This window comes from Peptoniphilus catoniae (assembly GCF_901447155.2).
In the GTDB taxonomy this organism is placed as follows: Bacteria; Bacillota; Clostridia; order Tissierellales; family Peptoniphilaceae; genus Peptoniphilus_E; species Peptoniphilus_E catoniae.
The window spans coordinates 263,964-280,318 of record NZ_LR588415.1 but is presented as its reverse complement, the minus strand read 5'-3'; the positions used below and the strand labels follow the sequence as shown (position 1 = coordinate 280,318).

Sequence of the window (16,355 nt, the reverse complement as noted above, 5' to 3'; positions counted from 1 at the left end):
GAACTGTCCTAAGTGGTCAATCTAATTTCCCTATAAATTTATAGTGTATTTCTACTTTCTGTTTTATTTCTCCATCAACTTCTTCCTTGTCATACACATATATCTTGTCTATAACTTGATTAAGAATATAACGGTTTAACTCTTTTATCTTTGCAAACTTGCTTATATTCTCTACAAACTGCTGACAGTTTTCCTCTGTATCTGCTATTGCCTTTATTTCTTCTTCAAGCAAGTCTATTTCTTCAATTAGTTCTTCTTGCTGCTTTGATAGTTTTTCATTCATAAGATTGAAGTTACGCTCTGATATGCTTTCACTCAGCCTATCTTCATAGAGTTTTTCAAAGGCTTTATCCAAATCTTTCAGCTTATTTTTATAAAGACTTAACTTTTCTGTTTTGTCCTTTCTTTCATCAACCTTATCTTTGTCTATCTTCTCAGCAATTTTCATAACAAAATCTTCTCTGCTTGATAGTGCCATTTGCCCATGATACTGTATATCTTCAAGTACAACATTGTATAAATCTCTTGCGTTTATCCTGTGTGATGTACAAGCCTTTACTCCATACTTTTTATAGCCTGAACAGGAGAAATGCACAAAATCTATTGTATCTTTTTTATTCAGTCTATAATCTGTCTTTGGCGTCAAGGCATAATTACAATCAGGGCATTTAACTAAACCTTTGAAGATATTATCATAGGTTATACTGCTTTTATTTGTATTCTTTCTTTTATCAAGCATATTCTGTACTTGTGTCCATACTTCCTCACTTACAATGCCCTCATGAGTATCTTTTACAACAATTCTATCTTCTTTGGGGACATATAGCCTTTTTCTATTCTTGAATGAAAGAGTAGGTCTTTTGTTTCTTTCCATATTTCCACAATAGACAGGGTCTCTTAAAATGCTAAGAACCATTCTATGTGTCCATTTGTACTTATTTTCTTCTGTCAGTCCATACAGCTTATCTGCATTTTCTAAAAAGGAGCTTGGTCTTGGTATTTTCCTTTTCATCATTTCCTGACTTATTAGTTGTGTACCTTTCCCCTCTAAACAAAGCTCATAGACAAGCTCTATGATGGGTTTTACCCTTTCATCTATAATTAACCTATGCTTGTCATCAGGATCTTTCTTAAAGCCGAATGGGGCTTTTGAGCCAATATATGTTCCCTCTTTCATTCTACTTTTCAAGGCACTTTTTACTTTCTTTGAAGTATCTTTGGCATACATTTCATTTAAGATATTCTTAAATGGCATTATATCAAACTCATAGGAATTTAAGGTATCTATCCCGTCAGTGATTGCGATATACCTTACATTTTTTTGTGGGAAATACATTTCAATATATGCACCACTTTCAAGATAGTTTCTTCCAAGTCTTGATAAATCTTTTGTGATAACACAATTTATTTTTCCGTTTTCTATATCGCTTATCATCTTTTTGAATGCCGGTCTTTCAAAGTTTGTCCCTGAATAGCCATCATCAACATAATAATCATATACAGCTATATTATTTTGTTCTGCATACTGTTTTAGCATTGCTTTTTGTGAGTATATACTCATGCTTTCATTTGTACTACCATCATCTTTTGACAATCTGCAATACAAAGCTGCAATATATTTTTTAGTCCTGTTCAATTTTACGCTCCTTTCTTTTAACAGGACTATCTCAATATGATTATTATATCAAAACACTCCTGTATATTCAACTATTCATCACGCTTGCGTTCGTTTATCCTCTTTCGTATTTTCTAAATTTTTCATAGCTATATGCTCAATTACTCCCTCAAACACTTCTTCAATGGGCTTTTTCCCTACATATACTCTTTTAATTTCAAATTTTATTTTCTTGTTTTTCTTCTTTTTTTCATTATTCATCTACATACGTCCTTTCCTGTAAAATAAAAAGCGATTAGATTTTTTACTCTCTAACCGCCTCTACTCATCTATTAAGTTTTGTGCTTTCTTCAGCTTTTCTTTGCTTTGTATTTTTCTTCTATCAAGTCCCGTTACCCTAAGAGGTAAACACATCTCTATTATCCTTGAATAAATCCTGCCAAGCATTATATCTTCCTGTTCTTTTTCTATATCCTTAAAGTTAAGGTTTGTCGTTATAATGGTCGGTCTTGCTTTTAAGTATCTTGCATTGATTACATTGTAAATCTGCTCTAAGGCATACTCTGTATTTCTTTCTATCCCAAAATCATCAAGTATTAAGAGGGTAGAGCTTGTTATCTGCTCAATATACTCATTTCTATCAAGGTTAAAGCCACCTTTTTGTAAGTCGTTTAGTATCTGTGCAAAGTTTCTCATCTTAACCGTATAGGAATATTCTGTAATTATGGCATTGGCAATGCTACACGCTATATATGTCTTACCACTTCCTACATTTCCATATAAAAGCAAGCCTACATTGTCCTTTCTCATTTCTTCAAAATGCTTTACATAGTTTTTAGCTTTCTTGATGATGTCCTTGTCGGTATCTTCATCAACATTTTCAAAAGTATAGGCTATTTGATTTTTGGATATAAAGCAGTTTTGTCTTAACCTATCTTGTTTTAACAGTTTTTCTCTTTGTTTTTCTTGTTCCTGTCTATCTCTAACACATTTACAAGCTGTTCTAATAATCATAGGCTTATCTAACATTGGAATTGGCTTTCCGTCTATTCTTTCATTACAAGTCTTACAATAGATATGTCCGTCTTTTTCATAGTGAGTTTCTTTGTTGTAGGTAAAATCCGTACCTTGAATTTTTATAGTAATAATATTTTCTCTATCATTCATAATCTTATTTCTCCTTTTCTGTATTAGCTTGTAAAATGCGTTTTAAGGTTTTAGCTATATTCTGATACCTTTTTAAGCCTTAACGCTCTAAAAACACCTTTCCACCTTGTTGTATGATATTTATAGGCTGTCGCTGTCCTCATAGTTGGTTGAATAGATTCTGTTACTTCCATTTTTATTATTTATCTGTGATAGTTTTTCTTTATCCTGCTCATACCAATTAAGGATTGTTACATAATGGTCTTGATAGTCTGTGCCTTTACTTTTGATATACCTTGACAGTTTTTCAATCATTATTTCAGTATGACCTTGCAGTCTATCTTTTAGGTTTTGATATTCTTCATCGGTTAAGCGAATATTTTTATATTCTCCATAAAGAGAAATTGGGGCAACCTGCTCTATTCTCCCCTTATCTATACTAACCTTATCTAATCTACCCTTATCTATACTGGGTTGACCACTTGACAACCTTTGGTTAACCAGATGACAACCAGCTTTTTCTTCTGAAATATATGCTCCATTTTCTGTTTGATAAAGCTGTTGTTTTTGCTCTATATACATAGTCGGCTTATATCTGTCTTTTCTGATAAAGTTATTTATCTTCCAATGAGTAATGACTATAATTCCTCTTTCAAAGACAATTACAAAACCTTTTGTAATTAGGATTTTTAAGTCATCATCATTTGCCCCTATGATTTTTATTATCTTCTTTGGATTATCCACAAAACCGTCATCATCTGCCCTCATTGATAAATGAAAATATAGGCATTGACTACTTAGTGGCATATCCAAAAATAAATCGCTATCCACTATCTTTAGTGAAAACATTCTTTTATCTGCCATTTGTTTCTACCTTTCTTCAATAAAAAAAGACGATAGATTTCTACTTCTACCGCCTTGCATATTGCTATAATTTTTTCATAATTATATATTAAGTTTTTAAGTCTTTATTATTTAACATCTTACTAAACATATCATGGTACATATCTTTAGAAGATTCTTCTATCTTGGTAATGCTTGATACCTTATTCCCTGCATCCTTTGATGAAGCTCCGCAAAGATAAAAGGCTTCATTTTCTGTTCCATAGTCTATGGCAATGTATCTATCGTGATACTTTTTACCGGCTATCTTTAGCTTCAGGTCTATATTAGGATAATCTTTTCTAAAATCATCTAAAATATTTTTTGTAAGCATATCCTTATTTTTAACATTATCACTAAAGACTATAATTTGAGTTTTATCTCTTGCAGCTCTTAAAAGTTCAAGTGTTTTAAGCCCTATATAGTTATCTATAACATAAATACTTTTCTTTGCTGATTTATATATTTTCGTATGGGCAACATCAGCTTCTATCTTATCTCCGTTCATCAAAAGGAAATGTTTATATGTTTCTGGGTCTATAAAATTGTCCATTACTTTTTTCAAATCTTCTTTAGTAGCTAACGTGTTAATCTTGCTATCCATCCTTGCAATATCATTTGTATTTTTATTTGTTTGAATTGCTATTTGAACCAATTCCTTTGAGCCGATAAAATCTTGGTTTTCAACTATGAAGTCTTTCATCTGCTTAAATGTTCTAATAAGTGCTTTTGATTGTGTTATAGCAAGTTCACCTTTCAGCACAGTCATAAGCATATAAATACCTTGTTCTGTAAACACATAAGGCAATGCTCTACTTTTAGGACTAACATTTGCGGTCAAAAAATTTGATCGCAAATCTTCCAACTCAATTTTATCTAATCTAAACATAAAATCATCGTCAAATTTTTCTATGTTATTTCTTACCTGTTGATTAAACGCTCTTGTGCTGTAACCGTATATTTCTGCTAAATCAGTGTCAAGCATAACTCTCTGTCCACGAATAAGATAGATTTTTTCTTTTATAGTTTTATCATCTACAATTACTATCTCTTTATTTTGCTCTTCCACAAAATGCACCTCCAATATATTTTTCAGGCTACAACTTGTAGCCATTTTCTCTTTCTTTCATTTAGCTTACAGCTTGTAAGCAATTCTCCATCATCTTTTCAAAGTCTAATTGATATAATTATACAAAAAATACAGGCTCTTTTCTATCTCTCAGTTTCCTTATGAATATGGTCTTTCTTTTTGTAATGCTCCTTTGCCCATGCTTTTTGCCTATCCTCTCTTTTAATCTGTCTTTGAAATTCTTCTAATGCCATTTTTACGCTTGGCTTTTCTCCCCTTACAATAGCTTTTTTATAGGCTATTTCTATCTCAATGTTTATATCTATTCCAAAGTCTTTATTTACTTCACCTACTGCATATTTGATATGGTTTATTTGAGAGATTTCCTCTTTTATAAATTTTTGGTTAAAAGTGAGATGATTTATATCAGTCTGTAACTCTCTTTTTTCTTTCTCCCATTTTTTTGTTTCTATCTTTTCACTTCCACTTAATTTTTTTAGAATAGATTTTGCTCTAATATATTTATCAATTTCTTCTTTATGGGAATTGTAATATTCTTCTTTGCTTGCTCCTGCTATTTTACTGAAGATAGAATTATCAGCTCCTTTGTATCTATCATAGACAGTTTTATGTTCTCTCATTATTTTAGCCTGTTTGATTAAAGTTTTTATATTTTTAATTTGCTTGTTACAATCCGCTACTCTTTCCTTATTTTCTTTTAGCTTTGTCAATACTTCATCTTTTTTAAACTGGATATCTATGATTGTCTTTAGATTATTGCTACTCATATAGGATAGGGCTTTGACATATTTCTTAGAGTCAAAATGTTCTTTTCTCATTCTACTGTCATAACTTAGATTTTTAGAAAGTTCCTTTTGAATTTTATAGTAGGTTTCAAGATAGGAATAGACATTAAAGAGGTTTGGAGTTAGATTATATTCTTCCTGTTTTTCTTTAGAAAATCCTTTCAACAGTCCCTTTACCATATTTACCAAACTTAAAATCCAATTTCCTATTTCTGCAATTTCTTCTTTTAATTTTTTGAACTCTTTATTTAAGGCTATGATTTTTCTATTATGATTTCCTCTTTCTGTCTGTATACCTTTTTTCTCCATTTGGAAACTTGCTGTCCCTAAATGAATTTGTGGTAGTTCTTCTCTTCCTTGTTCTTCAAAGGTGCGTGGATCTATTCTTTTATCTATGTTATTTTTTTCTAAATACTCATTTGCTTTCTTTGAAAAATTCTCTCTCCATTCTTTTGCTTTGTCAGGTTCGTTCCAATCATTTAGATTTACTTTTCTTGATTTATAGTTTCCACTTTTTAGCTTTATCTTTTCTCCATTTTCATCAAGGATATATTCTTTTCTGCTTTTAGGTTTCCATTTTCCTTGTTCGTCAATTTCTCTAAGAGTAAGTAGGATATGGGCATGGGGTTGTTCTTCATTATCGCTTGCCATAGGATTATGAATATTACAATCTGCTATCATACCTTTAGAGGTAAAGTTTTCTTCAATAAATTCACTGATAAGTTTTATTCTGTCCTGTTCATTTAATTCTCTTGGAAGTGCAAAGAGTAAATTTCTTGCAAGCTGTGAGTTTTTACTTTTCTCTATTTTTTCAACACTATTCCATAGGTATTCTCTATCGGAAAACTCTTTTGGGATATGTTCCGGCAAGAATATTTTTGAAAAAACAAGGTCATCTTTTTTAGAGTAATCATGGACTTTTACATAGTATTCATCTCTTAATTTATCTCTTGCATTATATGCAGCCTTTGCAATCACGCTATGCCCTTTTGACCTTGAAACTATATCTACATGGGTATGTAGGCTCTTGATTTCCATTCTTTTTCGCTCCTTTCAATTTTTTATTTTTATATTTTTAGGCATAAGAAAAGCAGATAGATTTTTCTTTAGTATTTTTCTATCTGCTAATCTTTATCTGGTATTTAATTTTCATATTTTAGTATCCTTATGATGATGTGTATCTTCGCTCCCTTTTTCAAAGGGCGCAAAGATACACCGTTTGACTACGATGCTTTGCGTTCTTGCAGAAAGCCTATCGCTCCGCTAAGGAAACAAAAACGCTAAAGCATTTTTATTTATTCAAGGGGGCTACTCCCCCTTAAACCCCTGTGGACTTCGTTTTTTGTAGATTTACCAAATCAACAAAAAAGCAAAGTGTTAAAATTACTCTCCACTTTGCTACATCAATTCTCATATTTAGTTTTCATAAAAGCCACCTATCTAATCTTTATTTTTAATCTTCACTTTCTAAAAAATCATCTTCCATATCTTCATCTGGCTTTTCTACTTTCTGACTGTCTATGCTGTCATTTTTATCATCAGGATTTTTAATTTCTTCTACATCAATCTCTTTAGCTCTAAGATGAATTTCTGTAAGTTCCTTTAACTTTTCTCTATTCCTGTTATCTGATAGGACATAATCTAAAAAGGCATAGATTAAATCGTTATTTGTATCTTCTTGTCTACCTGTAATTTCTCTTTCAAAGGCTTCAAACACTCCGCCCTTTTGAATTTTTCTTTGCGTCTCAGCTTTTCTTTTTAATTTGCTTTGCTTCTGAGTAAGAAGTTTCTTTCTGTTTTGTGCCTTTTCAATTTTAGTATTTTCCTTTTCTAATTGTTCCATTACTTTTTCTAATTCTTTCATTTTTAATTCTCCTTTCAAATTTTATAAAATACAAAAGGCTAAATATCTTTAATAGATAAATAGCCTTTAAACTTTTTATATCCAAGCAATTTACATCGAAATTATCTTATCACAAGATTGAGATAATCTATCATCATGAGTTGCAACTACCACTAATATACCATTATTCACGCATTCTCTTAGGAGGTTTATTATAATGTTTCTATTCTTTTCATCTAAGGACGCAGTTGGTTCATCAGCAAAAATTATTTTGGCTTTTTTATACAATGCTCTTGCAATTCCCAATCTTTGCTTTTCTCCTCCTGATAAAGTAGATGCAATATTGTTAGCCTTTTCTTTCAACCCCACTTTCTCTAAATAAGCCTTAGCTTTATTTTGATTAGACTTCTTATTCGAGAATGTAATGTTATAAAGAACACTTTCTTCATCAATAATCCCATAATCTTGAAATATAAATGTAGCTGTGTTTTCCCAAAATGAAATTTTATCTTTTTCCTGTAAACAAGTACAATCTTTATTATTTATATAGATTTTTCCTGAACTTACATCCTTTATTAACCCCATACAATTTAGTAGTGAAGTTTTTCCACTTCCTGAAACTCCTGTTATAGCTACCATTTGTGGTTTTTCTATATAAAAACTCATATTTTCAAATATCGTTTTTTCTTTTATCCTTAGGCATAGTTTCTCAGCTCTAATCATTACATTACCTCCATCTAAATTCTATAAATCGCATTATTGAATTCTTTTTTTGCAAAAAAGCCATAGCTTAAACTAATTCCTATAATATAAAGTATCAAAATAACGGCAACAACACTTCCAATAATACTTATACTCATATTTTGTACAAAATATGATAAAAATCCAGCTATACAAATCCCAATTGCAAATATACATATATCTTTCTTCTTACTTTCTCTAAAAATATCTCCACATTTGATTCCGTTGGTCATCATAATGTATATTCTTCTCTTATTTTTATACGCCCATAATTTTGCATTTAACAATCCTGCAAAAACTATAGTTGCTAACAGAGTAACACTAGCCATAATATAACTCCAAAATTGCTCCTTAAAATCTTGGGCAATTTTTAAAGCTAAATCAGCTATATTATCCACTGAAATTATATATTTTTTCATAATGTTATTTTTCAAGCTATTATCTAACACAGCCTTATCTGAAAATATTATATTGCCACTTGACAATGTTGGAATTACGAATCCCTGAACCTTTAATTCTTTGGCAGGATTGTCTATAACAACCACTAAAGGATTTTTTAAGGACATTAAAGCATCCATATCGCCAGTGTTAGGTGCTAAAGCTCCCATTTTTCTTCCTATAAATTTATAGTATTTTAGTTTTTCCGTTTTTACTACATCTTCGTTTATCAATAACGGCATTTGTTCTAAAGCAAATTTCTTGAGTGAGGGACTCATACTTTCAAAAGCATAGGTTACCAACTTTCCATTTGTTTTTTCTTCATTTACACCTACTCCAACAAAATCAAGCCATGATTTATCCACAATAACAAAATGATCAAATCCAGCCTCTTTTAATTCGTCAGTCATTTCTACACTTTTATCCACAACAAGAGATATACTCATGCTATTTTCTTTTTGCATTTCTGAAATAAAATTTTTTACATCTTCTAAATTTTTATCCTCATATAAATCATCTAATGTTGAAAATGACAATCTAAAAGTGTTTTTAATATTTGCCCAAGAGGAATATTCCTTCGACATTCTTTGTGCTACAGTTGCAGACAAAACAGTATTTGCTAAAACAGATACTGCAAATACAATCGCTACTAGTTTTAATATCGTTGTCATGCATTCAAATTTTTTAATTGGTATTTCTCTGTTTGCAATGTATTTAACATTAGGAATAACAACCACAGATAATATCATACTCAAAAGCAAAATAACAACAAACGATGCCAATACGCTTACTAACGACATCTTTAATATCAATAACAAATTTTGAAAATTCTTTGTCAATAAATAATATAGCGACATAAAGAAAATCCCACACAAATATCCGATAAACATATTTTTAGATAGATATTCTATATCAGATGTGAAAATCCCCTGCTTACTAACTCCCGATAACAATTTGATACTTCGCTCTTTTGCTTTTACCAAAAAGTATGAAATGAAAACCATAAGAGTTAATATGTACATCGCCATCAATGTATTTCCAATTGGATTGCCTAAGAGACTCATATATATCCTTTTAAGAGTGCTTGAACCCTTAAAATAATTTATATTTATATCATTATTTTTCGCCCACACATCCAAGTCAGTCTTTAAATTGTCTGTTATAGCATATTCACCTGATAATGGAGTATCCCCCATATTGTTACTGTGAATCAGCTTTCCTGACAAATTATTTGATAACCATTGAATAGTGTCATTATTTAAAACGATATTATGTGAACTTGGTTTTTTACTACCAAACCAAACAATGTTTCTTTCTTTACTAATATTTTCTGTTCCTGCTACTTCCTTGTACATCCCTCCATTATTACTATCCACAATATCATTCAGTTCTTCTATCAATATATCTTTTTTTGTCGTTGTATCAATGGTATTTAGTTCTATAATTGATTCCGAATTAAATGGCTCATATTGCTGATTTGCTTCCAATAATTTACATGTCAGCAATAGCAAAACTACTGACATTACTACACCACAAACCCGAATTATATTCTTCATATTTTCACCCCTTTGTATATTTAAATCACTATTCTAACTAGTGTTTTTAACTACAGTCGCAAGATGAACATTTATACCTACCAGTACCATCTAAATCAAAAATCTTATATATACAAACTCCTAAGGCATTCGCTATATCATTCGCTATCTTTAGAGTAGGTACAGTTTTTCCAGTTTCTATTTTATTTATACTCACTCTTGATATTCCTATTTTTTTACCTAATCTATGTTGAGATAACCCCAACGGTTTCCTATATTCTTCAATTCTATTATCCAAAGTTTACCCCTTTTCTTTTGTCTTTTGGTTAATATAAGTTTACTATAATATTTCTCATTTCTCAACAGTTTTCGTTAGCCGCTTCTACCTTTTTTTGTCGGTTACACCTGATATAGTTCCTGCCCCTGAATCTCACAGCGACGTTTTGTTCTACTTGGCAGGCTCTTTTCTGATACTTAGAAAGTCATCGCCTACTTCTCCATAGATACATATCCTTACAGACCGATCATTCAATTGTCAAAGAACAATTTTCTTTATGTCTGTATGATATTGCATTTTTGTCCCTATTCCTGTATGTCCTAAATCTTGGAATATTCTTTTTTGTTCCCACTTTTCCACGATTGTGGAAATGGTGTGATATAATATTTATGAGAATATTTTGTATCAAGGAGGTTATCTGTTATGAAGTGTAAAATAACCTTACAGGAACGCTTAAAAGATTTAAGAGTTGCACATAATCTAAATTTAGAAGAGCTTGCTAAACTAACAGGTATTTCAAAATCTGCTTTAGGTAACTATGAGAATGATGATTATAAAGAAATCAATCATGGTAATTTAGTTACACTTGCACAATTTTACAATGTATCTACTGATTACTTACTTTGTCTTACGGAAAATAAAAATCACCCAAATACAGATTTAACTAATCTACACTTGAGTGATGATATGATTGATTTATTGCTAAGTGGTTCTATCAATAACCGTTTACTTTGTGAAATTGCTACACATGATAAGTTTAAGGAGCTTATAGCTGATACGGAGATTTTTGTTGATGGTGTTGCTACTAAACGATTTAATGACTTAAATTCATCTCTTGAAACTGTAAGGACTGAAATAATAAACCAAAATCCCAATGTATCTAATGACCATACTTTGAGAACTCTATCGGCTTCTCAAGTAAGCGAAGAAGATTTCTTTTGTCATGTTACCCATAAAACATGGGATAGTATTATAAAAGATATTCGTAAAAATCATGAACAGGATATTGACAGTATTCCTGAAGATGATACCGCCTTATCATTACAGAAAATTCGTCAGATTATGATTTCTTCCGGAAATAACATGGACAAATTCATTGAGATTTTCTGTAATTCCTTTCAGCTAAAATATAAAAGGTTATCTGAAGATGAAAAGGAGTTATTAAGAAAATTATTCAAAAAATCTCCTATCATTAAAAACTCCGGTATTAACTTTAGGCGAAAAAAATAAAACCACCTAATATATAATTAAGTGATTTTATAGTTGTTATTCTGTATCCTTTACGATTTCAACTACATCATTGAGGGTACAGTCTAACGCTAAACATATTTTTTCTAAAGAATCAAGATTTACATAAGTATCCTTGCTCATTCTTGAAACTATATTACTTGTTATATTGGCAGCTCTTTTTAAGTCCTCTTTATTCATCTTTTTTTCAACTAATAAGTGCCATAAGGGTTTATAGCTAAGAGCCATAGGTTACCTCCTTTACAGTAGTTTTATATTTATTATTATAACACAAACCACTGTAAAAATCCTCTATATCAACTTATTAGTTATGTTCGCATTAGTATTTTTTGAGATAGTCCTGTTTTCAATGCTTTTCGCCGTACCACTTCGGACTGTCCAACATCAGACGGTCTCCAAGGGACGTCTAAATCATGTAAGGCTATAAGTTTATTTTGTACATTTGTACCTGCTCCCATTTTTTGAGTAGAGCCTAATAATACTCTTACTTCTCCTCTTCTAACCTTAGAGAACAGTTCATCTTTTTGTTTGTCTGTATCCGCTTCATGAATAAAGGCTATTTCTTCTTTAGGTATTCCCATATTCACTAGCTTATTTCTAATATCATCATAGATATTAAATTCTCCATCTCCTTTTGGTGTAGACATATCTGAAAATACTAATTGGGTCGATGAATTTTCTTTTGTCTTATCCCAGATCGAAAAGATGTTTTTAACGCATACATTTACCTTTGAATTAGGATCATCTGGAAGTAGTGGGTTTATTAATCTTTGGTCAAGGGCAAGTTTTTTACCATCATTTGTAATCTTTAGCATATTATCTTCTGTTGGCTCGACTTGGTTATTTCTAACTGCGTCAGCTCTTTCTGAAATAGATTCTAATATTTCTTTTTGTTCCTCAGTAGGTTTTGTTTTAATAACTTCAAAGTTTGCTTCTGGTACTGGCAAATTTAACATATCTGAGGTTTTTATATCTGCTACTTCTTTAAACATGCTCATAAGTTCTGGCAAGTTATAAAACTTTGAAAATCTTGTCTTTTGCCTATATCCAGTTCCTTCTGGAGATAATTCAAAGGTGTTTTCTGTTTCTCCAAAAGTAGAAGCCCAGGCATCAAAATGTTCTAATCCTCTTGCCTTTAAATCGTCATATTGAAGGTATCTTTGCATTGTATAAAGCTCTGTCATTGAATTTGATATTGGTGTACCAGTAGCAAATACAACTCCCTTGCCATCTGTCATTTCATCCATATACCTACATTTCATATACATATCCGAAGACTTAAAGGCTTCACTCTGACCGATACCCGCAACATTTCTCATCTTTGTATGCAAGAATAGGTTTTTGTAATTATGAGCTTCGTCTATAAATAACTTATCTACTCCTAGTTCTTCAAAGGTTATTACATCATCCTTTTTAAAGTCATCATTTAGTTTTTCCAGTCTTACCAAGAGTTTCTTCTTTGTCTTTTCCAGTTGTTTTACAGTGAAATTTTCCCCTCTATTTCTTTTATTCTCGTCAATAAAGGAAACTATATCATCTATTTGGTCTTGTATATGCCTTACCTGGTATTCCTTAGACATTGGTATTTTTTCGAATTGAGAGTGTCCTATGATGACTGCATCATATTCTCCTGTTGCAATCCTACCAATAAATCTTTTCCTATTTTTAGGTTGAAAGTCTTTTTTATCGGCCACCATAATGTTCGCTGACGGATATAATTGCATAAACTCCCTACCAATTTGAGTAGTTAGATGGTTAGGAACTACAAATAATGACTTACTTGCAAGTCCTAACTTTTTAGATTCCATAGCAGAAGCTACCATTTCAAAAGTTTTTCCTGCTCCTACTACATGGGCAAGTAGTGTATTTCCACCATAAAGAGTCCTTGCTATGGCATTTTTCTGGTGTTCTCGTAGTCTGATTTCAGTATTCATTCCATCAAAAGTTAAGTTAGAACCATCAAATTCTCTATTTCTAATTGAATTAAATTTTTCATTATAAATCTTTTCTAATCTATATCTTCTATCAGGATCTTCAAATATCCAATTCTTAAATTCTTCTTTAATCAGTTCTTGCTTTTGACTTGCAAGCATAGTTTCTTTTTTATTCAATACAGAAGTCTTAGAACCATCATCATTTATTACTTGGTCAAATACCTTCGTATCTTTTAGATTAAGAGCATTTTCAATTAGCTTATAGGCATTAACTCTACTTGTACCATAAGTCATGTTAGCAAGGTCATTAGTTGAGTCAACACTTTTACCTTCAATGTTCCATTCACTTGTGTGTGGCGAGAACCTAACATTTATATTCCACCTATCATAACCTGGTGTTTTTAAAAGGTTAAAAGTAAAGTCTTCTATATCTTTTTGAGGTATCCAAGTTGCTCCTAACCTTACATTTATGTCAGAAGCAGTTAGTTCTTCAGGCATAACTTCTTGTAATTTTTCTCTTTGATATTTGAGCTTGCCTAACTCATTTAATAACGTGTCTTTCTTTTCAGAAGGTGCTAAATCTATTACATTTTCAATTTCTCCGATATATGAATTGAGATAGCCAATTTTTTCTCTAATATTTCCACTTAAATACTCGTCAGCAGATACATATAAAAAATGAAATGGATCGTCATTGTTAAAGTTTTCAAAGGGCATTCTGTTATTTATTAGGTCTGTATCCTTAATGTCTAAAAATATCTCGCCTTCAAGTTCACCAATTAAGGTGTCCCTATCTTTATTAGTGATAGATTCCATATATTCAAAGTCTACATATCCCTTTTGTGAAACTGATAAAACTAAAGCTTCAAGGGAAGTATCTACATGGTCTACTACCTTTGCCTTTGTTATTGTTCTTTTTGAAAATATATCACTCTTAGCTTTGAAATTATCCTCATCATCAAGTATTTCTATTGATGATACCAAAGGAAAGTTTGAGTCTTCCTTTAAGGCTCTAGTATTTGATAAGGAGTTAATAAAGCCATGTTTCTTTGAAAAGTTATCATAGACTTCATTTAACTTTGCTTGTGACTCTTTTATTTCCTCGTCAGAAAAATCATCCTTTTGCTTTTCTATTACATCTTTCAAAGCATTCATTACATCAAGATAATCTTTTATCTTTTCTTTATTTTTATCTGACATATTCTGCTTAATTAAGACTGAGTTTTCTCTTAGGTAGACTTCTTCATCAATGATGGTATAGGAAAAATTCTTAACATCATCTGTTGCTGGAAGACTTAATTCTTCATCTTCCAATAGCTCGACTTCTTCATATTTTGAGTTTGAAGATATTTCCTTACTTGCAAGATCCATTAAATCTTTTAACTTTTCATCTTCTTTTTCATCACAAGTAATAGTATTTCCAAATCTACCAGATACTTCTTTCATATCCCCTAATACCATTTGAGGATTATCTACAAAATATTTGTTGTAAGTCAAACCCTTTTTATCAGTTGCTAGGTATATCCAATCATCATCTCTTTCTATAACTGAATCTCTCTTCTTTAAAAAAATAATATCCGAAGTAACTTCTGTACCAGCAAGTCCTTTAAATGTTGTATTAGGAAGCCTCATAGCTCCTAAAAACTCACATCTTGCATTAATATATTTTCTAACAGATTCATCTTTTTTATCCATAGTTCCAGATGAAGTTATGAAGGCAATAATTCCTCCATTTCTTACCTTATCTATTGACTTTGCAAAAAAATAATCGTGAATCAGAAAATTATTTCTGTTATATTCACGATCGTTAACTTTAAAATCTCCAAAGGGAACATTTCCTATAACTAAATCGAAAAAGTTATTTGAGAAGTTTGTTTCTTCAAAGCCTTTAATTTGAATATTAGCTTCAGGATAAAGCTCTCTTGCTATTCTTCCGCTTAGACTATCTTTTTCTACTCCATAGACATTAGAGCCTCTTATTTCACTTGGCATATTACCTATGAAGTTACCAACTCCTGCAGATGGTTCAAGGATATTTCCAGTCTTAAATCCCATATCTGTTAGAGTCTTATATATTCCATCCATTACCTCTCTAGGTGTATAAAACGATGTTAAGGTAGACTCTTTAGCATTCAAATACTCTTCATTTGTTAGATTTTCTTTTAAAATATTTCTTGCTTCAAGCCATTGTCCTCCTTTTTCTTCATCAAAGACATCGGCAAGACCACCCCAACCCAGATAATCAGCAAGATAGGCTTGTTCATACTCTCTTGGACTCCTGTTTTCATTTTCAAGTCTTTTGAGCATTTTAATAGCTTTTATATTTTTATCTAGCCTTTCTGATGGTGTTAGGTATTCTGAGTAGATATGATTTTTCAAGTCATAATTTCTAGCAAAACTTAGTCTTTCCTTATTAGGTTCATAGCCTAGATTTTTTAAATCTTCTTTACCCCTCAATAAGTTTTCGGCTGCTTCCCTAGGCACATTGTACCTATCCATCATTTGATCAATTTCAGGATTGAACTTGTCAATAAAGCTTTCTTGCTCTACTTGTCTTTCAATTTGTTTTTCATATTCAGATAATTTGTGTATCTCATAATTTCCACTATCTAAAAGCTCATCAATCTTTCTACTTTCTTCAAATGTTTCACCCTTATATAAGGGAATTTCTTCTCCATTAACTTCTACTTTAGTTCCTATTTCAATTAAGTTAATTCCATCAAAGATATTCTCATCTTCTAAAATAAATTCCTTACCAACTTTTACTGCTAGTTTTTCTGATGTTTGACTTAGATTTTCAAAGATTTCTTCAAGGTATGAA

Annotated in this window: 11 protein-coding genes and 2 pseudogenes; 1 reads left to right on the top strand and 12 read right to left on the bottom strand. The window is 31.1% G+C overall.

Translation table 11 applies throughout. The features are described 5' to 3' along the window. Positions 1-16: 16 nt before the first annotated feature. From PEPCATONIAE_RS06100 to PEPCATONIAE_RS06055, 10 genes and pseudogenes are all read right to left on the bottom strand, one after another. A complete protein-coding gene (locus tag PEPCATONIAE_RS06100) occupies positions 17-1,636 on the bottom strand; it encodes a recombinase family protein (protein ID WP_138160226.1) in 1,620 nt (539 codons plus the stop codon). Positions 1,637-1,714: 78 nt separating this feature from the next. Then, positions 1,715-1,876 carry a recombinase RecR gene (locus tag PEPCATONIAE_RS06095; RefSeq protein ID WP_138160224.1) on the bottom strand — a complete coding sequence of 54 codons (162 nt, stop codon included), beginning with the start codon at positions 1,874-1,876 and terminating at the stop codon, positions 1,715-1,717. 60 nt (positions 1,877-1,936) lie between these two features. Beyond that, positions 1,937-2,782, bottom strand: a complete 846-nt coding sequence (locus tag PEPCATONIAE_RS06090) for an ATP-binding protein (protein ID WP_138160222.1) — start codon at positions 2,780-2,782, stop codon at positions 1,937-1,939. Between the two features lie 120 nt (positions 2,783-2,902). After that, positions 2,903-3,625 carry a replisome organizer gene (locus PEPCATONIAE_RS06085; RefSeq protein ID WP_138160220.1) on the bottom strand — a complete coding sequence of 241 codons (723 nt, stop codon included), beginning with the start codon at positions 3,623-3,625 and terminating at the stop codon, positions 2,903-2,905. Between the two features lie 88 nt (positions 3,626-3,713). Continuing rightward, positions 3,714-4,712, bottom strand: coding sequence for an ORF6N domain-containing protein (locus tag PEPCATONIAE_RS06080; RefSeq protein ID WP_138160218.1), 999 nt, complete (start codon positions 4,710-4,712; stop codon positions 3,714-3,716). 1,021 nt (positions 4,713-5,733) lie between these two features. Then, positions 5,734-6,556, bottom strand: a pseudogene (gene mobQ / locus PEPCATONIAE_RS08785) (MobQ family relaxase); the annotation flags it as partial. Between the two features lie 415 nt (positions 6,557-6,971). After that, a complete protein-coding gene (locus tag PEPCATONIAE_RS06070) occupies positions 6,972-7,382 on the bottom strand; it encodes a hypothetical protein (RefSeq protein ID WP_138160214.1) in 411 nt (136 codons plus the stop codon). A gap of 90 nt (positions 7,383-7,472) precedes the next feature. Then, positions 7,473-8,084: an ATP-binding cassette domain-containing protein gene (locus PEPCATONIAE_RS06065; protein ID WP_138160212.1), complete on the bottom strand. Its 612-nt coding sequence runs from the start codon at positions 8,082-8,084 to the stop codon at positions 7,473-7,475. Positions 8,085-8,098: 14 nt separating this feature from the next. Next, positions 8,099-10,096: a DUF6619 domain-containing protein gene (locus tag PEPCATONIAE_RS06060; RefSeq protein ID WP_138160210.1), complete on the bottom strand. Its 1,998-nt coding sequence runs from the start codon at positions 10,094-10,096 to the stop codon at positions 8,099-8,101. Positions 10,097-10,142: 46 nt separating this feature from the next. Continuing rightward, a complete protein-coding gene (locus tag PEPCATONIAE_RS06055) occupies positions 10,143-10,373 on the bottom strand; it encodes a helix-turn-helix transcriptional regulator (protein ID WP_138160208.1) in 231 nt (76 codons plus the stop codon). 402 nt (positions 10,374-10,775) lie between these two features. Here PEPCATONIAE_RS06055 and PEPCATONIAE_RS06050 point away from each other — a divergent pair, with 402 nt between their 5' ends. Next, positions 10,776-11,582, top strand: a complete 807-nt coding sequence (locus PEPCATONIAE_RS06050; protein ID WP_138160206.1) for a helix-turn-helix domain-containing protein — start codon at positions 10,776-10,778, stop codon at positions 11,580-11,582. Positions 11,583-11,618: 36 nt separating this feature from the next. On the opposite strand, the gene PEPCATONIAE_RS06045 is transcribed toward PEPCATONIAE_RS06050, so the two are convergent. After that, complete coding sequence (locus PEPCATONIAE_RS06045; RefSeq protein WP_023370134.1) at positions 11,619-11,828, bottom strand: helix-turn-helix domain-containing protein; 210 nt, start codon at positions 11,826-11,828, stop codon at positions 11,619-11,621. A gap of 146 nt (positions 11,829-11,974) precedes the next feature. Continuing rightward, positions 11,975-15,886: pseudogene (locus PEPCATONIAE_RS08780) on the bottom strand (Eco57I restriction-modification methylase domain-containing protein); the annotation flags it as partial. Positions 15,887-16,355: the final 469 nt, after the last annotated feature.